General features: G+C 33.7%; 17 protein-coding genes. 15 read left to right on the top strand and 2 right to left on the bottom strand.

The window, feature by feature from the left end:
• The 10 genes from RGT18_RS01880 to RGT18_RS01925 all read left to right on the top strand — a co-directional run bounded on the left by RGT18_RS01880 (nt 1) and on the right by RGT18_RS01925 (nt 15,926).
• Nucleotides 1-747 carry a BtpA/SgcQ family protein gene (locus RGT18_RS01880; protein ID WP_028077841.1) on the top strand — a complete coding sequence of 249 codons (747 nt, stop codon included), beginning with the start codon at nt 1-3 and terminating at the stop codon, nt 745-747.
• On the top strand, nt 744-1,214 hold the full coding sequence (locus RGT18_RS01885) for a PTS sugar transporter subunit IIB (RefSeq protein ID WP_028077842.1): 471 nt from the start codon (nt 744-746) through the stop codon (nt 1,212-1,214). Before RGT18_RS01880 ends, RGT18_RS01885 begins: the two co-directional genes overlap by 4 nt.
• Nucleotides 1,215-1,230: 16 nt before the next feature.
• Entirely contained in the window at nt 1,231-2,010 is a 780-nt protein-coding gene (locus RGT18_RS01890) for a PTS mannose/fructose/sorbose/N-acetylgalactosamine transporter subunit IIC (protein WP_028077843.1), read from the top strand.
• On the top strand, nt 1,994-2,812 hold the full coding sequence (locus RGT18_RS01895) for a PTS system mannose/fructose/sorbose family transporter subunit IID (protein ID WP_028077844.1): 819 nt from the start codon (nt 1,994-1,996) through the stop codon (nt 2,810-2,812). Before RGT18_RS01890 ends, RGT18_RS01895 begins: the two co-directional genes overlap by 17 nt.
• Nucleotides 2,813-3,245: 433 nt before the next feature.
• Entirely contained in the window at nt 3,246-6,467 is a 3,222-nt protein-coding gene (locus tag RGT18_RS01900) for a hypothetical protein (protein ID WP_028077845.1), read from the top strand.
• Nucleotides 6,464-11,584 (top strand): DEAD/DEAH box helicase, encoded by a 5,121-nt coding sequence (locus RGT18_RS01905; RefSeq protein ID WP_028077846.1) that lies wholly within the window; start codon nt 6,464-6,466, stop codon nt 11,582-11,584. The genes RGT18_RS01900 and RGT18_RS01905 overlap by 4 nt, the downstream gene beginning before the upstream one ends.
• Before the next feature lie 2 nt (nt 11,585-11,586).
• Complete coding sequence (locus RGT18_RS01910; protein ID WP_028077847.1) at nt 11,587-13,290, top strand: nuclease-related domain-containing DEAD/DEAH box helicase; 1,704 nt, start codon at nt 11,587-11,589, stop codon at nt 13,288-13,290.
• Between the two features lie 985 nt (nt 13,291-14,275).
• Nucleotides 14,276-14,563: a helix-turn-helix transcriptional regulator gene (locus RGT18_RS01915; protein WP_081659500.1), complete on the top strand. Its 288-nt coding sequence runs from the start codon at nt 14,276-14,278 to the stop codon at nt 14,561-14,563.
• A 45-nt stretch (nt 14,564-14,608) separates the two neighbouring features.
• Nucleotides 14,609-15,232, top strand: a complete 624-nt coding sequence (locus RGT18_RS01920; RefSeq protein ID WP_051240925.1) for a tetratricopeptide repeat protein — start codon at nt 14,609-14,611, stop codon at nt 15,230-15,232.
• A 43-nt stretch (nt 15,233-15,275) separates the two neighbouring features.
• Nucleotides 15,276-15,926, top strand: a complete 651-nt coding sequence (locus RGT18_RS01925; protein WP_338174923.1) for a Type 1 glutamine amidotransferase-like domain-containing protein — start codon at nt 15,276-15,278, stop codon at nt 15,924-15,926.
• Nucleotides 15,927-15,975: 49 nt separating this feature from the next.
• Here the strand turns inward: RGT18_RS01925 and RGT18_RS01930 are convergent, their stop codons facing one another.
• Entirely contained in the window at nt 15,976-16,623 is a 648-nt protein-coding gene (locus RGT18_RS01930; protein ID WP_006525515.1) for a metallophosphoesterase family protein, read from the bottom strand.
• The gene (locus tag RGT18_RS01935) at nt 16,604-18,400 is read right to left on the bottom strand and encodes a type 1 periplasmic-binding domain-containing protein (RefSeq protein ID WP_028077850.1); all 1,797 of its coding nucleotides are present in this window, start codon (nt 18,398-18,400) and stop codon (nt 16,604-16,606) included. The genes RGT18_RS01930 and RGT18_RS01935 overlap by 20 nt, the downstream gene beginning before the upstream one ends.
• A gap of 96 nt (nt 18,401-18,496) precedes the next feature.
• On the opposite strand from RGT18_RS01935, the gene RGT18_RS01940 reads away from it, so the two are divergent.
• The 5 genes from RGT18_RS01940 (at nt 18,497) to RGT18_RS01960 (ending at nt 22,027) form a co-directional block, all read left to right on the top strand.
• Nucleotides 18,497-18,994 (top strand): methylated-DNA--[protein]-cysteine S-methyltransferase, encoded by a 498-nt coding sequence (locus RGT18_RS01940; protein WP_028077851.1) that lies wholly within the window; start codon nt 18,497-18,499, stop codon nt 18,992-18,994.
• 52 nt (nt 18,995-19,046) lie between these two features.
• The gene (locus RGT18_RS01945; RefSeq protein ID WP_028077852.1) at nt 19,047-20,147 is read left to right on the top strand and encodes a cation diffusion facilitator family transporter; all 1,101 of its coding nucleotides are present in this window, start codon (nt 19,047-19,049) and stop codon (nt 20,145-20,147) included.
• 103 nt (nt 20,148-20,250) lie between these two features.
• Nucleotides 20,251-20,511 carry a SemiSWEET family transporter gene (locus tag RGT18_RS01950; RefSeq protein ID WP_006525511.1) on the top strand — a complete coding sequence of 87 codons (261 nt, stop codon included), beginning with the start codon at nt 20,251-20,253 and terminating at the stop codon, nt 20,509-20,511.
• Between the two features lie 145 nt (nt 20,512-20,656).
• On the top strand, nt 20,657-21,685 hold the full coding sequence (locus RGT18_RS01955) for a glycosyltransferase family 2 protein (protein ID WP_028077853.1): 1,029 nt from the start codon (nt 20,657-20,659) through the stop codon (nt 21,683-21,685).
• A gap of 102 nt (nt 21,686-21,787) precedes the next feature.
• Nucleotides 21,788-22,027, top strand: coding sequence for a hypothetical protein (locus RGT18_RS01960; protein ID WP_037403679.1), 240 nt, complete (start codon nt 21,788-21,790; stop codon nt 22,025-22,027).
• Nucleotide 22,028 lies beyond the last annotated feature (1 nt).

Consider the following 22,028-nt stretch of genomic DNA (forward strand, 5'->3'; position numbering starts at 1 on the left):
ATGCAAAGTAAATTTATGGAATTATTTCCTAGTAAAAAACCTATCATTGGAATGTTACATTTAAAAGGTAGTACAGATGAAGAAGTATTGAGAATAGCAAAGCAAGAGATTGATATCTATTATGAAAATGGAGTAGATGCCGTTTTGGTTGAGAATTATTTTGGGACATATCATCATATGATTCCAATTCTAGAGTATCTTCAGAAAAATTATCACGATCATATTTATGGGGTGAATTGTCTATACCAAAATACATTATCATTTGAACTCGCAATAAGATTTGGGGCACATTTTATTCAAATTGATGCTATATCCGGACATCTAATTGAACGAGAAGATATTAGTTATGCGGAGTTTATTAAATTATATCGCTCAAGATATTCAGGCTATATTATTGGTGGAGTACGGTTTAAACATCAACCATATTTATCAGGAAGAAGTCTAGAAGATGATCTGAAAATCGCAATGACGCGATGTGATGCAATTGCAGTATCACAAGATGAAACTGGGCAAGAAACAAGTATGGAAAAGATTTTGGAGTTTAGAAATATAATTGGCGATTTTCCTTTGATCGTTGGCGCTGGCATGACAGCTAAAAATTGTATAAAACAACTTTCTGTAGCAGATGGAGCGATTGTTGGTAGTTATTTCAAGGATACTCATATAGCGACAGGAGTTGTCTGCGAAAACCATGTTGAAAAACTAATATCTGCAAGAGATGCATTATTAGAAAGGGAATTAAAATGATAGTTTTATTACGTATAGATCATAGACTATTACATGGTCAAGTTGCATTTTCGTGGACTAAAAGTATAAGTACAGACTGTATCTTAATTGCAAGTGATGCTGTTGTGCAAGATGAGCTAAGAATGACGGCTCTTAGGGTATCAAAACCTAATGGTGTTAAGTTAGTAATGAAAAATATCGAGGATTCCCTGAAAGCATTAAATTCAGGTGTTACAGATAAATATAAGCTGATGATCTTATGTGAAAATATTGAAGATGCATCAAAGCTAGCATTTGGATATGACAAAATTACATCCATTAATCTAGGAGGAATAAAAAATGAATCTGGAAAGCGTCAAATTTCAAAAGCTATATCTGTAAATGATGCTGAAGTTGAATTGTTGAAGAAGTTAAATGAAAAGGGAATCGAACTTGAAGTACGTATGGTTCCTGATGATGCAAAACAAAATGTAATGAATCTTATTTAAAAGAAAGGAATAGATTATGGAATTATTATTTGAAACTTTATTAATTACATTAGTTGCAGCTTTTGGATTTTCTCATGATGGTGTTGGAAGTACAATGTGGAATAGACCGATTGTCATTGCTCCACTTGTTGGATTAGTTCTAGGTGACCTTAGAACAGGGATAATGACAGGTGCAACACTAGAGCTGATCTGGTTAGGAGCATTTCCTATTGGAGCAAGCTGCCCACCAGAGATGGTTTCAGGTGCAATCATAGGAACAAGTTTTGTAATAAAGAGTGGTGCAGATCCAAGTGCTGCTGTGGCGTTAGCAGTTCCAGTAGCTACTTTAGTATTGATGATCAAAAATGGACTCAGAGTTCTTATTACTTCACCAGTAATATGTGCACATGCAGATAAGTGTGCTGCAGCTGGAGATGCAAAGGGTGTTGAAAGAACAGAACAACTGGGATGGGTATTCGAAATAACATCATTATCTGCCATTGTTGCAATTTCCTACTACTTAGGCGCACCATTTATCCAAGATATCGTAGCGTCAATTCCACCATTTATTAATCATGGCTTACAGATTGCTACAGGTATTATCCCGGCAATTGGATTTGCAATGTTGGTAAAAATGATAATTACAAAAGATGTTGCTGCATTTTTCTTTGGTGGTTTCTTATTATCTGCATATTTGAAAGTCCCAGTATTTGGAGTTGCTTTAATGGCGTGTGTAATTGTTAGTGTTATCTTAACAATTAAGAAAAATAATAATGTAGTACTAAAGGAGGAAATTATTGATGACAACGAATTCTAATACAAAATTAGACAAAAAGGATTTAATGGGTGTGTTCTGGAGATCTTGGCGTCAAGATGCTGTATGGAATTTTGAGCGTCAACAGAACCTTGGTTCTGCATATACTATGTCAAGATTAGTGGGTAAATTATACAAGGATGATAAAGAAAAACGGGCTCGAGCTCTTCAAAGACATTTGGACTTTATGGCTATTACACCTCATTTATCCACACTTTTGTATGGTATATTGGCAGCTATGGAAGAAGAGAATGCTAATAATTCGGATTTTGATGAAACATCAATTAGTGCGGTAAGAGCATCTTTAATGGGACCTATCGCTGGTGTTGGCGATTCACTCATATGGGGAACACTACGTATTATTGCAGCTGGTATAGCAATCTCATTTTCGGCTGGAGGAAGTATTTTAGGTCCTATACTATTTCTTTTGATAATCAATCTGCCATCAATTCCTTTAAGATATGTTTGCCTATTTAAAGGATATGAAATGGGAACAAATTTCTTTAAGAAGATTCAAGACTCTGGAATAATGGATACTGTTACATATGTAGCATCAACAGTAGGCTTAATGGTAATTGGTTGTATGACAGCATCATTAGTCAGCTTTGAAATTCCTCTTATGGTTGGTAGTGGAGATTTTGTTCAACCATTGCAATCATATTTAGACCAAATTATGCCAGCTTTATTGCCATTAGGTGTCTTCGGAGTAATGTATTTCTTGTTAGGGAAAAAGGTTAAAACAACCACTATCTTACTCGGAACAATAGTTTTAAGTATTGTACTTTCATATTTTGGTATCGTTTAAACATATAATCAATTAGTTACTAAATGGAGGGGTTAGCCGAATTAGTTTGGCTACTCCTTTTTGCAATCTTTGTATTAATTATTTTTAGGTGCATTATGATATAATAAATAGTGAAGATTGTTTTTTTTCTTTGTTTATAAATAAGAAGAACGTTAGTTTGCTTTATACAAATTAATAAATTTTTTCTTATGATAAAACTATGTTCAACGAGTACACGTGACATTTTGCGTTAATGTGTTCATCTAATAATACTGCGAATAAAATATGGTAATTAATTTTAAATCTAGTGTTTTAATATTGTGGATTTAAATTAACATTATTTTAAAAATATATAGCACCATAAATTCGAATGGGAATCTATTAAATAAATAGTGATTAACTCAATCTATTTTCATTAGGGGAAGACGTTGTTTTAAACTTAAGGGGGATTTGGATGAAACATATTAATGAACTTATTGGCATTTTAGAAGGTGCTATTTTTGACGATATAATAAATAGCAATGAAGTTGACTGTATCAAAAAATGGGTTGATAAAAATAGAAATCTTACTAATGATATATTGCATATTGAACTAATTGAAATGATAGACAATGCTATTGATGAATCGAAACTTAGTGATGATACTAAATCTTCTATCTATGCAATTTGTAAAAAAATTTTATCAGACACAACCGATGCACATGCTAAAACCTATGAACTAAATGGAATTATTAAAGGAATTATTTGTGATGGGAAAATACATGACATTGAGTTTGAAAAACTAAGAAAGTGGATTGATTCATATGGCCACATTGTAAAAGAGTATATGCTAGGTGAAAAACTATGCAATGAAATAGAAAATATTATAAAACAAAATTCTTTTGCAAAAATTGATCAAACAGAAGTAATTAAATATTTTGATAAGATTGTAAAGAATATTGCTTTTGAAGAAAAATTAGATTATTTATGTAAACTTACAGAAGAGAGAAAAATAATTGGAGTGGAACTAATTGATATATTAGATAATGAAACTGCAATTAAAGAAATCCACAGCAGGGCAGAGAGAAAATTAATTCAAATGATGAACTCATATAGTGGATATTGTGCAAAGTCCGAAATTATCATTATTTCTTTAACTCTCATTGCTATGCTTGCATATAATGGAAATTTTTACGATAGTGTAAGAGAAACATATCAAATCCTTTATTCAAAATATACTGAACAGAAAGTTGAAGGGGTGATTAGAGATGTATTATCTAATTACAAATATGATTCTGAATCAAATAGTAGAGGAAGAAGAATAAATACTGTATTGGAAAATTCAATTGTCCCACAACCTTTTTTACATGGCTTTTTTGATTTTATCTATGATATCTATAAATTAAATTTTGAATATAGTCTCCCTGATGACTTACAGGAGGACTTTGCCTTTGTTTTTGATTGGCTAAAAAAATCGATACAAACAACCGGTGATGACATATCCATAAATGTAACTAAGAAAACATATAAGTTGATCGCTACAACTAAACAGTTAATTAATAGCGCTGATGGCACGGAAGCTTTAATCAGACTAAGTAGTATTATAGTAAAGCTAATAGATAAGAGATTTTGGAATCGAAATATCAAAGTTTCTAATCCATATTTAAAAAAAGGATATGAAAGCTGGGAAAAGAGTATTAAAGATCCGAATCATGCATGGTCAGAAAATACGAGGTTAAAACAGGGACTACGGTCTAAATGGGAAGCAAAATTTATATTAATGGATGACTCTGTGCACCTGATTACACCAATTCATCGGATAAAAGCAGATTATGATTATAGAGAATTAGCTATTGTTGTTATGAATGGTAACGAAGAATTATATAGAAACAATACTTGTGATATACGAGAGATTATTGGTGGGTATCAAATTAATACAAATAATATTGAAATCACTAAGCCATTAGGGAAAGTTACCTATAAGTTAATGGAAGGTAGCAGGGTAATTTATGATAGTGGAGATAAACTATATCGAGATTGTATTGTTTTTAAAGATGATAATCAGGAATTTAAGCAAGAAATAAAAAATAATACAGATTATGAAGGGAAAATAATTATTGCATATCAGGACAGCAATAGTGATTGTGAAATGATATGTAAGAAAGAATACTTTTCTTTAGGATATCAACTAGTAAAGTTTGGTGATGTAATACAAATTGGAGATACACTTTTCAACTTTTCCTCGATGAATGAACCTGGTATTTTTGGTGATAAATATCTGAATTGTTATGTTAGACAGGATAAACAAAATAAGCTGTTGCCTGTATATTCGGGAATTTGCTATGTTATGTTTGAGGTGGATAATTCTTCAAATAAATTTGAAATTTTTATCAATGGTAAGATTTATAGACTGAAAGATCTTGAATTTAGAACGATTGAAAAATTAGGTAGAACACAATATGTGATCAAACTTGAAATTCATAAATCAGACATCTATAGAATTGAAGTTAATCAATTACTGCCTGAAAAAGTGGAATGTGTTTTAAAGAAAGAGTTTGTGTATGATACATTGCTCGAATATTCAAGTGAATTAATAAATAGATCGCAATATAAAGTTAATTTTAAGTCTCATCTTGCAAATAAAAACTTTGAGATAACGGTAGATAGTAGCAATTTCAGATTAGATTTTATTCAGTTTGATCTTCACGGGAATAAATATTGTTATTTAATTCCTTTTGAGTTTAAATTTTATCAAATCGACAATGAGAAATGGCACTTTGTAGATGAAGATATTTGGGTAGATGATATCAATGAAAATACTGTCTTAAACATCTATAATACACAATTTGATAGTGTATTCATTTTGACTGATGTAGGTAAAATGAAAGATGATGAGATCAGAATAATCAATAAAGACTTTTATAAACAACTTAAGATACATTTTTTAATTACATATTCTGATTTATACAATTTTGTAAGTTTAATATTTACGGAAAATGGAAAACCAAAATTTTTAATACGAATTTATAATAGATGCGTTATTGACTCTGAATTAACACAAATACAATGTGTTGATTATCCAAAAAAAATAGCGGTTACTCCAGTATACTGCGGAAAGAATAAAATCTATTATGAAATCAAAAATAAATCTGGTGAAAAAATATATAAGAGTAAACTATTGGAAAGTGGAGAAACTGATTTTTTGAGCGAATTTGAATCATTTAAAGAATATACTTTGATTTTTTTCGAAAAGACAAAGAAGTTGCAGTTAAAACCAAGACCTCTATACGAAGTAAATAAAACTTTTTATGCAAGAGAGGATCTTACAGGGAAAGTGTTCAAAATATCTGATATTTATATCCATAAAACTATTAGGGGAGTATTTACTGAAAAACATTATGAAACGAATAATTACTATCTCAAATTTCTAAAATTACTTAATTTAAAAGAGGGTATATTTGAAGGCGAAATTTATAGAAAATATTCAACGGGGAATTACTATCTATCAAATATCAACCCAGTTGAGATAGAACTTTGCAGCGGTATCATAAATGATTCAGTTGAAATTTATATGGCAAATGAAGGGGATGGACTACTATTTGACTATGAGCATAGAGGAGTTTTAAATGCTATGGATTCACAGACGGCATCAGATATATTCATGTATACAGTTGTATTAGAGGATAATTTAGAATGAAAAAACTTAACCCAATCGAGAAGTCACGTTATATTACGAATAGATATAAAGAATATTTGAAATCATCATTTAATTTTGGTGAAGGAAGGCTACAAAATTTATTCTTAGAAGAATTAAAGAAAGAGAATTTATTCAAGGGTCCGTATGTTGATATGAATTTTCCTTTTCAAAGGGGAAAAAATATTAAATCTTTGATTGATGAAGGGATTATATGTGAGTCTTTTCGAAAACTAAATGATATTAACTTTACTAGACCTTTATATTCTCATCAAGAAGAAGCAATACGCATTATTGGGAAAGGACATAGTGCAGTAATTACTACGGGAACAGGTTCTGGGAAAACTGAAAGCTTCTTGTATCCAATTCTTAACGATTTACTTTTTGATGTTGAGAAAGGAAATAAGGAAGTTGGAATACGCGCAATTTTTCTTTATCCAATGAATGCACTTGTTAATGATCAAATAGAACGAATTAGAAATATTCTATCAACATGCCCGGAGATAACATTTGGTTTTTTTACTGGAGAAACACCAGAAAAAGCAACATCAAATACAAGAAAAAAGTTGGGTGAAGAAAATAAAGCTATTATACCCGATAATGAACTAGTATCAAGAGAAGAAATACGTAATAATCCTCCTCATTTGTTATTTACAAACTATTCAATGCTGGAGTATCTATTAATACGTCCAAATGATTATTCTCTTTTTGAAGAGGATAGATTAAAGAATTGGAAATTTGTGATACTAGATGAAGCACATACTTATAATGGATCATTGGGGATTGAAATATCATTATTATTGCGAAGACTGACAGGCTTGGCACAAAAGCGCCCAAGGTTTATATTGACTAGTGCAACTTTAGGACGACAAGGTAAATCAGAAGGGGATATCATCAAGTTTGCAAATAACTTAACATCAGCTGATTTTGAGCTTGATGATATAATTTTCTCAAAAAGAATTGATCTAAAAGGACAAGGGCTATACAGAGTTTTGGGGAGTGATTATATAGCATTAAAAAATAACCTTGAATCTTTAGATAATATTCAACAAATAACAAATAAATATTATTCTTGCCAGTCTTCGGATATACGTGAAGTTTTATATGAATTACTATCCAAAGATATAAATGTTCATGAATTATGTGAATTGTTAAGAAACGGTGCAAAGGAATTTAGGTCACTTTATCAAAAATTTAAAGAATTTGTTTTAGAGGAAGAACTCATAGCTTTAATTGATATTATCAATAATGCTGAAAAAAATGGGATTGGGTTATTCGATTTGAAATATCATTCTTTTGTACGTCCACTTTCCGGTGCATATATTACATATGGGAAAGAGCCTAAATTAACCCTCACAAAAACTAATGAAATTGATGGAATGAAAGCTTTTGAGATTGGTAACTGTCGATTTTGCAATTCAATTTATATTATTGGAAAAATAAAAAAAAGAGAAAGTGATGGATTGAGTTATCTTCTACAAAATAAGGAAGTAGATATTTATGAAAATTATGGAAATGATCAATTTGTAAGATTAGATTATTTCTTGCTTGAAAATGTTATTAGTGAAGATGAGTCAGAGAAAGAACAACTCGAGGAATATAGTATTTGTGCAAAATGTGGTGAAATCCATGAGCCAAGTAATCTAAACGCAAACGGTTGTAATTGTGGAGATGATTACCGTTTTATTGCTTATCTTGTTCCACATGGGAATAAGAAAGATGAATTTTCAATCTATAATAATATTACTCAATGCCCATGTTGTGGACATAAAGGTAAAATGGGGGTAGTAAAAGCATTGAATATAGGTAAGGATGAAGGAACAGCATTAATAGCACAAACATTATATGAGGCTATTGATGAGGATGAGCAAGAGCCTATAAGTGTTAAGAAAATTTCACTAAAATCCATAGATAACCTTTCTAAGAAGTTACCAGAGAAGAAGACTAAACAATTCCTTGCATTTTCAGATAGTAGACAGCAAGCAAGTTTTGCTGCAGTCTTTTTCGATTCTAACCATGTCCGTATGTTAAGGAAACGCTTGATATGGGAAATTATTGTAAAAAATCAATTTAAAGATATGACTGTTGATGAACTCGCTTCATATCTTACGGAAGAAATAAAGACAAAAGATCTATTTCAAAATGATATGAATTCCCATAAAAATGCATGGGCTGCAATTATGGTAGATCTATTAAAAGTGGATGGTTCATATGATGGCGAAGCTCTGGGCTTATATTATTTTAACTTAGATATTCAACATATACTTGATCTGTTAGATTATGAAGAAATTGAAGATTTATTTTCAGAGCTTGGTTGCAATATGAATAAGGATGAATTAAATACCCTTATGCAAATCGTTCTATCAGTATTTAAAATAACACCTGCAATTAGCTATGCTAAGTCTACACTTACGCCAGAGGAAAAAGAGAATTTTTTAGGTTATAGACAGTTTAACAACTATGTAATTGAAAAAGGTAGTCAGGGTAAGAGAGGCACTAGAAGTTTTTTGCCAATTAACAAAAATGATAATGGTCAAGTTAGATTTGTAAAAAAAGTATTTGATTGTTCTTCGGGAAATGCAATAAAGATACTACAATATATTTTTACTATTTTAGTTCAAGGAAATGAGTGTTGTAAAAGCGATCCCCTATTAGTAAAGCATGATAAGGAAGATTCATACCAAATAAATGTAAGCAGGTATATTGTTAAGAATTATAAGACGTCTAAATTTTATCGATGCAATAAATGTGGAAGACTGACGCCGTACAATCTCAGAGGAAAGTGCCCTCAAGATAACTGTAGTGGAACATTGATAGAGACTGATCCAGATAAAGTTTTATCAAATAATTTTTATCGTAAACAATATAAAGAGAAAAAAATAGAACGTATTGTTATTCAAGAACATACTGCACAACTTAATAGAAAACAAGCAAGGGACTATCAAGTTGATTTTAAGAATAAAAAGATTAACATTTTAAGTTGTTCTACAACTTTTGAAATGGGTATTGATATTGGCGGGTTAGAAACGATTTTTATGAGAAATGTTCCACCAACTCCGGCAAATTATGTGCAGAGAGCTGGACGCGCAGGTAGAAGAAAAGATAGCGCTGCATATATTCTTACATATTGTGGAACGGGATCGCATGATTATACATATTTTTCGGAACCGGAAAGAATGATCTCAGGAGTGATAAATCCGCCGTACTTTAATGTGCTAAACAAGAAAATCATAGTTAGACATCTAATGGCAGCGAGCTTAGGATATTATTTCAGATTGTATCCAGAACTATTTAGTAACTTAGATGCATTTATCTTCAATGGTGGAGTAGAACGATTCAACGAATATATCCAATCACATCCAGATGATTTAAATCAATATATAAATCAAAAAATTCTACCGGAAAAACAGTATGATAACTATAAGGATTTTAAATGGATCGAACAGATGGGCGGAGAAGATGAAAAACTGAGTAATTTTGCTGATACAATCTGGCAGATAATGGATGAATACGAAGAGGCTAAGAAACAAGCAATAGCCGATGACCGTGGGGCAGACTCAGATTATTACAAAGGTCAAATTGAGGCACTAAAGAAAGAAAATGTTTTAGAGTATTTATCCAAATATTGCGTTATTCCAAAGTATGGATTCCCAGTAGATGTTGTGGATCTCCAAATTTATGAAAAAGGTGTGCCACAAAATAACTATGCAATGAGCAGAGATTTAAAAGTTGCTATTTCTGAATATGCACCAGATTCTGAGGTCATTGTTGATAAAAAGAAATACACATCTAAATACATCACTCTTAAGAGAAATTCAGAGTTTACAAAGAACTGGTTTGTTAAATGCCGACATTGCGAAAAAATCAATATATTTGTTAGCAGAAATGAACGAGCAAAATGTAAGTATTGCGGGCAGGAAATCTCAACAGAGATAAATGAATACTATATTGAACCGCGCAATGGATTTAAGACAGGTGAAGGCAAAGAAAGCTTACATCTTAAACCAAAAAGATCATATGCAGGTGAAGTTATCTATCTTGGCGGGGGAAAACCTGATGATAAGAAACTTGCTATTGGAAATTGTATGTTTATTGAAACGAGTAGTGAAGACAGAATGCTTGTAATGAACAAATCAAGTTTCTATTTGTGTCCAACATGTGGATATAGTGAGATTGGCAATACCATAGGTAGTTTCTCTGCACCACAAGATAAGGTAAAGCATAAAAATTTCAAACAATATTCATGCTCATGCGATACATTAGAAAAGGTTCACTTAGGTCACAAATTTGAGACTGATGTCACAAGATTTACTATACCTATGCTTTACAGTAATGAAAAAACTGGTTATTCAGAAGCTTTAACATTTCTATATGCTTTCCTTGAAGGGGTAAGCATTGCATTAGGTATAGAACGATTTGATATTAATGGTGTCGTAGAAGAAAATTTTGAGATGAATAGCTATGATGTACTTCTTTATGATAATGTACCTGGTGGTGCAGGACATGTTAAACGTTTACTTAGCAAGGAAGCAGTTGTAAGATCCTTGCAAGAAGGCCTAAATAAAGTTAGCAAAGATTGTTGTGATGAAAATACATCTTGCTATAATTGTTTGAGAAATTATTACAATCAACCCCATCATGGTTTATTAGTGCGAAAATTTGCAATAGATAAAATTAAACAACTATTACTAGCTATTGAAAAATCAGCAGAATCTTTCCGAAATAATAATTCTGGTTGGCTTAACCAACAAAAAGCTCCGAACAGTGAAATGCAACTCATTCTAGGAACAGATGGTAGAAATCCCGGTACAGAAACAGCAAGTGAGATTTGGTCTGATTTATTAGATGATTGTTTTGATGATAACGAAGTTTCTCTTATTACACAACTTAAGAATAATAGTCCAGAAATGATAGCGGCTCCGTATTATAGAAAGACGGTTAAGATAAAAGAAACAGGTGAGGAATTCATTACGAGTCTAATTTGGTACGATAAGAAAGTTATATTATTCCTAAATGATGTACACAATGATTATCTATTATCAATTAAGACAGGTTGGAATGTTTATAGTACTAAACAAGGTTTTGATGCGATGGAATTACTTTCAAAGGTGGGTAAATAGTCATGGCGATAATGATACCGGACATACCAAAAGAATTTAACGTCAAAAGTCGTGAAGGCTCAATGTTTGAAGAATTGAGTAGGCTATCTGATGAATATTATGTTTTTCATTCGTTTGAAATTGTTACTTTAAAGGGTAATGTGATTACAGAAAGTGAAACTGATTTTGTGATTTTTCATCCTAGAAAAGGATTGATTTGTCTTGAGGCAAAAGCAGGACAAGTTAAATATGAAAAAGGATACTGGCAGTATGGAAGTGGCGTGATTATGAAACATAATGGTCCATATTGCCAAGCGAAAAAGAACAAGTGGAAACTTAGAGACTACATGATCTCGCACGGGCTGGAATATGAAAGCAATAACTGTAAGAAGATTCATGCAGTATGGTTTCCTGATGTACCGTTGGATAATTTCAATAATGTTAATTTACCAGGAGAAGGGGATATTAATATAACTCTTACTGCAGATGCATTTGGACATATTCAAGAATGCATCGATAAGATTTTTGCCTACGAAGGTCAGGATAGATGTTTAACGAAATTATCTGATCAAAGTGTGAAAAAAATACTGAATAGGGTACTTGCACCATCCTTTAATTTAATATCATTACAACAAGTTGAAAAAGAGAGGAATATTAGTGTTTTCAAGCGTTTGTTAAATGAGCAGGTAGCACTTCTTAACTATCTAGAAGATCAAAATAACGCTATTATAAATGGACTTGCTGGAACCGGAAAAACAGTTATCGCTGTCGAGAAAGCAAGGCGTCATGCAATTCAAAACCAGAAAGTGTTATTCCTTTGCTATAACTCATATTTAAAAGATCATTTACGAGAAGTATATTCAGATCCAAATATTGCATATTATACAGTGGCAGGACTTTCGCAAAAATTTTGTGGGAAAGTTGATTATAAAGTTTTACAAGATAAATTGATAGAAATGCTACTTGATGGTACCTTCCCGTATCAGCATGTAATTGTAGATGAAGGTCAAGATTTTGGAAGAGAAGAAATTGACGAAGTGGAAATTATCAACATACTAAAAGAATTGACGGTTGAAAGTAAAAAACAAAATGGCACATTCTATTTGTTTTATGATAAAAATCAAATGGTACAATCAACTGTTATTCCTGATTATATTAAGAATGCTGAATGTAAGTTAACACTTTATAGAAATTGTAGAAATACCGAAAATATCGCATTGACTTCATTAAGATTTTTAGGTTCGGACAAATCCCCTAAACTGTACCCAGATGCTGTAGTTGGTGAACACCCTGAAATAGGTATTTGTAAAGGTAAAGACGAAACGATTATGCTATTGAATGCAGAAATTGATAAATATGTTGATGCAGGATATAACGATGTTACAGTACTTACTTGTAAGACTGAAGAAAGTAGTGTTATAGCTGAGTGCTGTAAAGATTCGAAATATAGATATAAACGAGGATATGTTAGATTTACAACTTGCAGAAAATTTAAAGGATTAGAATCTGATGTGATTATTGTCATCGATATAGATAAGAAATCATTCGATGATGAAGGTAAAATGCTGATGTATGTAGGGACATCAAGAGCTAAATTTAAACTAAGTTGTATCATTAACATGTCGGAGGATGAATGCCTAGAAATAATGCGGGAAAGAAATGTGAAATCAAATAGAAATATTCGAAAATCATTTGCTACATTTTTTAATTCAAAAATTATTCAATAAATTTTAGAATTTTCTATAGTATTTGGATAATATTAAAAGGAAGATACCTGACTAACACTAGTCTAGTATCTTCCTTTGTTCATCTTGTTCTTGTGTATATATACTTAATTCTTTGAGAGAATCTTTTTAATTACTTTTGTTTTCTATTTTGTTAAATAGCTTTTCTAAGAATAAGATGCGTTTATATATTGTTTTTCTCATAATCTACATCTCCTATCTATGATTAGTTTACGCTAACTAACTCAAACTTGCAAGTATCTTGCTTGTAATAAAAATTAAACTACAGGTTCATTGTGGATGATGGTTGCGGTAGGTAAAATAATAACTGTACCAAGAAGGATGGTGTCAAAAGTGAAGATACTGTAATATCCCAGTGAAGATGGTTTGCTCAACCTGCTGGGGTATCTGGAATGAAGCTCGGGGCTAAGAGAAAGGATACTTTCTTACGGCTGGCTGCATCGAAGTAGTAATACTAGATGAAGGGTGCAATTCCTGAAAGTAACAGATGGCACACATCATTGTGCAATATAGTCCAGAATACATATCGGTGGAAGAATAGAGGGTTACTTGAATAAAGTGCCTGAATCTTAGTTAGGTATATATTGGCATTATATATAAACCTAAGAATAGCCAATAATCCACTCTGTCGTGAAGCGAAGAAATTCGTGTATAAGATATGGAAGAAGATTCTCTTAATAGCCTAGAGACAGGTTCTGAGTCAGAAAAAGGAAGATCACAGAACAAATGCTGAAGAGTTGGGTGAAAAGTGTGGGTAATCAATCCCACCAGAGCTTCGTGATGAAAGTCTAGGGAAGAGATGCAGGGAATTGCTAACCTTGCACAGCCTCTTTTCTCTCTGTAGGATAACAATATTTTTGCAATGATGATGTAGGGTGAATAAAAGCCCATTACAGTGTTTTCACTTTTAGCATCACATTGGTATTTACATGCATGTCAAAGGATGGTATATTGATGTACCATCTTTATGGAATATATTGGAGGTGATGGAGTTATGAATTATCCTATCGTTAGTTTAAGTGCTACTGGTGATAATATTCGTCGCTTGCTAAAAGAACATAAAGTGAAGACCAGTGAGCTAGCAGATTACCTTGGTTTTTCAGACGTACAGGCAGTTTACAAGTGGGAACGTGGAGAATGTTTACCAACATTAGAAAACTGTTTTGCGCTAAGTAAATATTTGCATGTACAAGTAGAAGACATCTTGGTTTGCATGGACGAGATGCCTTCTTTATTTTTGCCTTTGGGTATATAATTTGGAAAAGAATGTTCATTACTACTTGGACAGGGAGATTAAAATATGAAAATTGAATTTGAGAATGAGAATAAAGTAGCTCTTGAAGATTTTAATGGAGACTATTTTAATTCGATGGGTGCTGATTTTTATCGCGATGGAAATTATAAAACTGCTATTGAATACTATCGTATTGCGGCGTCGATGGGTAATGTTCAATCACTAGCGAATCTTGGATATTGTTACTACTATGGTAGAGGTTGTGAGAAGGATCTTAAACTTGCGTTTGCGTATTTTAAGATGGCTGCACGCTTTAAGAATACAGATGCTTTATATAAGTTAAGCACGATGTATGAACATGGCAAGGGCGTAAAGAAAAATGATGAGATTGCGGAATACTATCTAATGACTGCTTTCCATTCTCTAAATGAATTGCCAGAAGTTGCTAGATTAGATTATCCAAGTGTATTGTTTGCGATGGGTAAGAGATTCTTAACAATTGGTGAAGAGGAAGGCGATTATGAAGTTGCGTATACTCTTTTGAGAGGTGCACAAGAAGGCTATGAATTCCAAATCAATCAGGGCTGTCACTATTATGAAAAGATGCTAGCAGAGGTTGAGGAGATATTGCAGAGAGAATGTTTTGATCCTTATAGGGATGAAGATGAGGATGAACCATTTTTAAACTAATATGAGATATTATTTATGCAGTAGTTTAGTTGATTATTCAAAGATGGAACTTCACAATGAATATCATTGGGTTGAAGATCTGGTAAAGCATGTTCATTTTCCATGCCACGTATTACTTGTTGCGTCTTCACCTGATGATATCGAAAAGACAAGACACTATGCACAAGAAATTGTGGATGTCATGGATAAACATGGTTTATGCTTATCGGGGTTTGATATCTTAGATCGTAGTAGTGCAAAGCGTATAAAAGAGCTTATTAATAAGGCAGATATGATTATCGCAATGGGTGGCCATGTTCCGACACAGAATACTTTCTTCCAAGAGATTGATTTGAAGAAACATCTTCAAGACTTTAATGGAATTTGGATTGGTAGTTCTGCTGGCAGTATGAATAGTGCTACGCTTGTCTATGCCCAACCAGAACTAGAAGGTGAAGTAATTGATCCAACATACAAGCGATTTGTGCGTGGATTAGGATTAACAAAGAAGATCATTCTTCCTCACTATTCTTCTTGGAAGAATGATGTAGTGGATGGCTTTCGACTTCTAGAGGATGTTACCTATCCTGATAGCCGAGGATATGTGTTCTATCTAATGGAAGATGGCAGTTATGTACTTGGTGATACAGAAGAGAAGATAGAAGAAGTTGTTGGTGAATACTATATTCTTCGTGATGGGGTAATGATTCAGTAATATATACAAAATGAAATGGTATCCGGTGTGTTGGATACCATTTTTACAATTAGAATTTTGTGACAAAGTATGGATATAGGAATGACTTCTCTGTGTGTTCAGAAGGTTCTACTTCGATGATTGTCTTTTGGTAACCGTTGACAATCTTTGTGCCACTTTCGTGTATAAGTTCTCTTTGAAACTGTCCATACTCTTGGTGTACATGTCCATGTACCATGTATGCAGGTTTATACTTATCAAGTAATTCGTTAAAGCATGCATATCCTGTATGTGGCAGATCATCTAGGTCGCCATAGCCTTCAGCAGGTGCGTGTGTCACGAGAATATCGACTCCCTTGGAAATCCAAAGGCTTGGCTTGAGTTTGTTGATGCGTTTTTGCATCTGGGCTTCGGTATACATGAATGGAGAATCGTTATATTTCATACATCCTCCAAGTCCTGCAATGCGTAATCCTTTGTATTCGTATACACGACCATCTATATCGACACATCCTTCTGGCGCATGTCGTAAGTACGCTGTATCGTGGTTGCCATGGACGTAGAAGAGCGGTTTACTTGCGACTGTCACAAGGAATTCAAGGTATCTTGCTGGTAAATCTCCACAGGAGATAATCAGGTCGATATCTTTTAATTTATTTGGTGTGTAGTAATCATATAGATAGGGATCTATCTGATCGCTAATGACTAGTATCTTCATCTGTTGTTTTAATCTCCGTCAATTCATCTCGTGGGATATTATTAGAAGAAAGCTCTCCAACAATATTATTGTTTAACCAGTTAATTCGAATAATATCCAATGGTTGTAAGGTGCTATCTGCTTCAATGATTTGTTTACCGGTACGGGTTTCAATTGGACCGGTAAATGGAACAATTGTACCTTCTTTGATTGCGGTAATAAAGTGATTCATACTACGCAAGATTGTAGTTGATGTGGATGATGGTAGGTATAGTTCTTCTGCACCTGATGATAAGCCTAACCAATAGCTTTGTTCACTGATTTCCTTGTGTGTCAAAATATCCTGTACAAGTAAATCATAGAAGAGTGACCAGTTGTAAATTGGTGCTGCTAGACATTCTTCTTGTGCTTCTTCGAATCGGTATAAACCCGGTTTATGTGTTGTGGAACGATTATCCATGATAATCGCATTCTGGCATGGTTCTTTTAAGATATGTACTTTTGCGTCTGGGGAGGTCCATGATACGCCAAGTGCGAATGCATTGAGTTCAATCACAGATACTTCATTATCATAGGGTAAATAGCCAATGAGACGCTGATCATGTACCATGCCTGCTAAGATACCCATTAGGAAGAATAACTCATAGCTACGTAATGCATAGGTATTGATAATATGTGATACAAGGGGAGTACAATGATTCATGAACTTATGATCAGGATAGTCTGTAGCAGCCTTTAATGTATCTTTTAATAAGAGTGGGCTTGTAGTGATAATCCATTCATGGTCTTGACACGCTTGCTGGATGATCTTCTCAGTTGTTTTTGTGTCTGAACAACCTGTATAGGCAGTGGTATTAAGGACACCTTCGTAGCGGTTGTTCAGATAGGTCCTTCCACTTTCGATTACGGCTGTCTGTAAATCATTTAAATCATCAGCCGGATAGAGGAAGGCCATCGTTAGGGGGTTGCGTTCGGAATAGTATTGTTTACGGAAGTTGAGTAGGGAAAGGATGGATTGTGACTTTGCCTTGTACTCAAGACTTACGTTACTTTCACTACGATTGAATTCCTTTAAGATACGTTCAATACGATGACGTAGGATGATACGATTCTTATCTAGCAAACTATCAAAGGTAAAGATCGATAAGTAGATTAAGAATGCATCAGAGATATTAAAGGATGGCTGGTTTTGTGTAATGTCCTTTGTGACAAGTTCAAAACGATAGAAGGCACCTTGGAAAGTATGGATAAGATCCTGTGGCCATTTGGTTTCTAGGTTTTGTCCTAACATATCTGCGAGAAGTTGGTAACTTCCGGGAATTGTGAAGTATGGTGTATATAAATTTGTGACTTTCTGGAATCTTAAAAATTCTTCGTACACCTGCATTTCTTGTGAATCATTATGGACAGGCATGATACGGGTAATCTCTGCCATGATGGAAGGCGCTTGTAAGTACTTCAGTACGGATACGCGTTTATTTCCTTCCTTGACAAAGAATGCATGCATGTATTCATAAACTTGAATTGGTTCACGGATTCCTTCTTCAATCTGTGCAGTATATAGTCTAGACCACTTTGCGGCAAACTCGGTATCTTCATCTAAAGTTGGCATCCAATTTTCGGTAAAGGATGTAGCTCTTGAGGAAGTGACTGTACCTACCACTAGGTCTAAAGGAATTTCTAAGATGCCTACATATACCTTGGGTAGATCGCTGAAAATACTGTTGTTTAAAACTGCTAATGTTTCTTCGTCGGCTTTGCCTTTTTTACGAGCTAATGTGTATTCAGAAAGTGACATAAGTATCATCTCCTAGCGGTACTATTATACTTGAATATGCGGCTATGGTCTAATTGCGAACACTTGATATATAATCACAAGGGAGGGAAGTAAACTATGGTTGAATTCGTTAAATATACATCCATATTAGGAAATATCACGATTGCAATAGAAGCTGATACTCTCATCGGTTTATGGTTTGATGGTCAAAAATATGATAGAGCGGATATGCAGGGAGAATTTTCTACTTCTATTTCTACGATGGCTAGAAAAACAATAAAGTGGCTCGATGAATATTTTTCTGGTAAAAATCCAGAAATGACTCTGAAGATTTCTCCTAAGGGAACTGTGTTCCAGCAAGCTGTGTGGGAATGCTTGTTAGCAATTCCATACGGAGAAACAAGAAGTTATAGTGATATAAAAGAACTTGTTTGTAGGAAGTTAGGAAAAACATCCATGTCAAACCAAGCAATCGGAACAGCCGTTGGTCATAATCCAATCTCGATTATTATTCCATGTCACCGCGTGATTGGAAAAGATGGTAGTCTTCATGGATACGCAGGTGGTTTAGAGAGGAAGCGTTGGTTATTACAACACGAAAAAACGGCTGAATAATCAGAACATATTTTGAAAATGATGTTAGAATAACTACATTCGAGGTGAGAATATGGATCGTAATCAAGAGATTGTTCGTACAAGTATTTTAGGAATTATAGTAAATGTAATGCTAGCAGGTTTTAAGGTTATGGTTGGATTGTTGTCTGGTTCTATCGCAATCATATTGGATGCGGTGAATAATGTATCAGATGCCTTTTCATCCATTATTACTATCATCAGTACAAAACTAGCTGCTAAAAAACCAGATCATAAGCATCCGTATGGATATGGCAGAATTGAATACCTCAGTGCATTAGTAATTTCTTTGATCATTGTATATGCTGGTATCACGTCATTTATAGAGTCAATCAAGAGTATCTTAGAACCAAGTACACCAGAGTATACAACAGTTGGATTAGTTATTATTTTTGTGGCTGTATTAGCTAAATTCTTTATGGGCATGTATGTGAAGAAGACAGGAGAGAGATTGAACTCTGGTTCACTGATTGCCTCTGGTGAAGATAGTCGTATGGACTCCATTATTTCTGCAAGTACACTTGTTGCGGCATTGTTATTTATTGTTACGAATATCGATATTAGTTCATATCTTGCGGTTGTTATATCTATTATGATTATCAAAGCAGGTTATGAGATTGCGGCCTCTACGATATCCTCTATTTTAGGAGAACGTGCAGATAAGGAACTAACAAGTAAAATTAAAAAGATTGTCATGACGTTTGAAGAAGTTCATGGTGTATATGATTTATTCTTAAGTAATTATGGCCCAAATAAGAACCTAGCATCACTGCATATTGAAGTGGATGATACGATGACTGCAGATGAGATTGATGAACTACAACGTAGAATCGAAGACAAGGTTTTTGATGAAACGCATGTATTCGTGACGGGTGTTAGTGTGTATGCATACAATACGAAGGATGATGATGCGAAACGCATCTATAAGGACATCCGTAGGATTGTTACATCTTTTGAGCATGTAATTCAGATGCATGGCTTTTTTGTGCAGGGGAATGAAATACGTTTTGATATTGTCATTGACTTTAATTGTGATGATCGTGAAGCACTATATCAACACATTGTTCAGGATATACAGGAACGTTATCCAGATTACCAGTTCACGACAACTTTAGATAGCGACATCAGTGATTGATGTCGTTATTTTCTGTGCCTAATTTATGAAAGCTATGTAAAATGACCGCATATCATTTTGCATTATTTAGAATAGGACACATTGTCGAAAGGAGTTAAATGATATGAAAAAGAAAATCAATACGATTGTAGGATCAATTGGAGCATTTGTTGGAATCTTCGTTTTCATCACTTATATCCCACAGATTATTGCAAATTTAAATGGTATAAAGGGGCAACCGCAACAGCCACTTACAGCAGCTGTTTCATGTTTGATTTGGGTTATTTATGGTTGGACTAAGGAGCCAAAGAAGGACTATATCTTAATTATTCCAAATACATTTGGGGTTGTGTTAGGATTCTTAACATTCATAACGGCTCTATAATAGGTATTATCCAGCGTATAAAATTTATACAACGTTATAGAACGACATCAGTGATTGATGTTGTTTTTAAATGATCATATGACTTAGGGTGGTAGCCTAATTATTTTTTTCATATTACAATAGTATCGATAGATAGGTGGTAATTATGAAAATATTGAGTATTGCCGTACCATGTTATAACTCTCAGGACTACATGGAGCACTGTGTAGAGACGTTATTAACAGGTGGTAAAAAAGTAGAAATTATTATCGTAGATGATGGTTCAAAGGATGGTACAGCTGAGATTGCTGATCGTCTTGCGGAAAAATATCCAACAATTATCAAAGCTGTACATCAAGAAAATGGTGGGCATGGCGAAGCAGTCAATACAGGTATTAAGAATGCGACTGGTGTATTCTTCAAGGTTGTCGATAGTGATGACTGGCTTGGAGAGGAAGCGCTCGCAACTTTACTTGAGAAGCTAGAAATGTTCAGCAACAGTGGGGAAGATGCTGTAAATGTTCCTGACTTAGTATTATGTAACTATATCTATGACAAAGTAGGTGTAAAGAATAAGAAGGTAATCAACTACAAGGGTTATTTGCCACTCAATCGTACATTTACTTGGAAAGATGTGAAGAAGATGCCTCCAGGCAAGTATATGACCATGCATGCGTGCGTATATCGTACAGAAGTATTGCGTGAAAGTCATTTGGTATTACCTAAGCATACGTTCTATGTAGATAACATCTATGTATTCAAGCCTTTACCATATGTAAAGAAGTTGTACTACTTAGATATTAATCTTTACCATTACTTTATTGGTCGTGATGATCAATCTGTAAACGAAAAGGTTATGATTAAAAGGCTCGACCAACAGTTACGTGTCAATAAGATTATGATTGATACGCTAAGTGCATATGATAAGTCTATTCCTAACTGTACGGAGTACATGTATTCCTATTTAGAGATTATCTCTGCAATCACTTCGGTTCTAGCAACATTATCTGGAACCCCAGAACATCTTGCGATGAAGGAGAACTTATGGAAGTACATGCAGGAAACAGATGAAGAAATCTATCATAAGGTTCGTTATTCCTTTGTTGGCAGAGCTGTTAACTTGCCAGGTAAGTTTGGTCAGAGTGCATTACTAACAATTTATAAACTTGCACAAAAACTATATGGATTTAACTAAGCGGATGATTCCGCTTTTCTTTGGGCAGTACACGTGCATAAGGATGGAATCAGAGTATAATAAACCACAGTTTCATTTGAAACAGATAGGAGTGTAATAAAGATGGATAAGACAGCGAAAATGATTATCGAATTAGTGCCAGATGAGGTTATGCATAAGATTCCTTTCTTTGTAAGAGAACATGCGACAAAGGATACAGTGGCTAAGATTGCTAAGGAACATCCAGAGTTATATACTCAAGCACAGCAGTGTGATGAGTTACAAGGTGAACTAAAGGAACAACTCAGCAAAATCATCAACGACATCTTCGATCAGAAGATGAAAAAACACGGATATAAATAAT

The organism is Solobacterium moorei, from assembly GCF_036323475.1.
Lineage (GTDB): Bacteria > Bacillota_I > Bacilli_A > Erysipelotrichales > Erysipelotrichaceae > Bulleidia > Bulleidia moorei.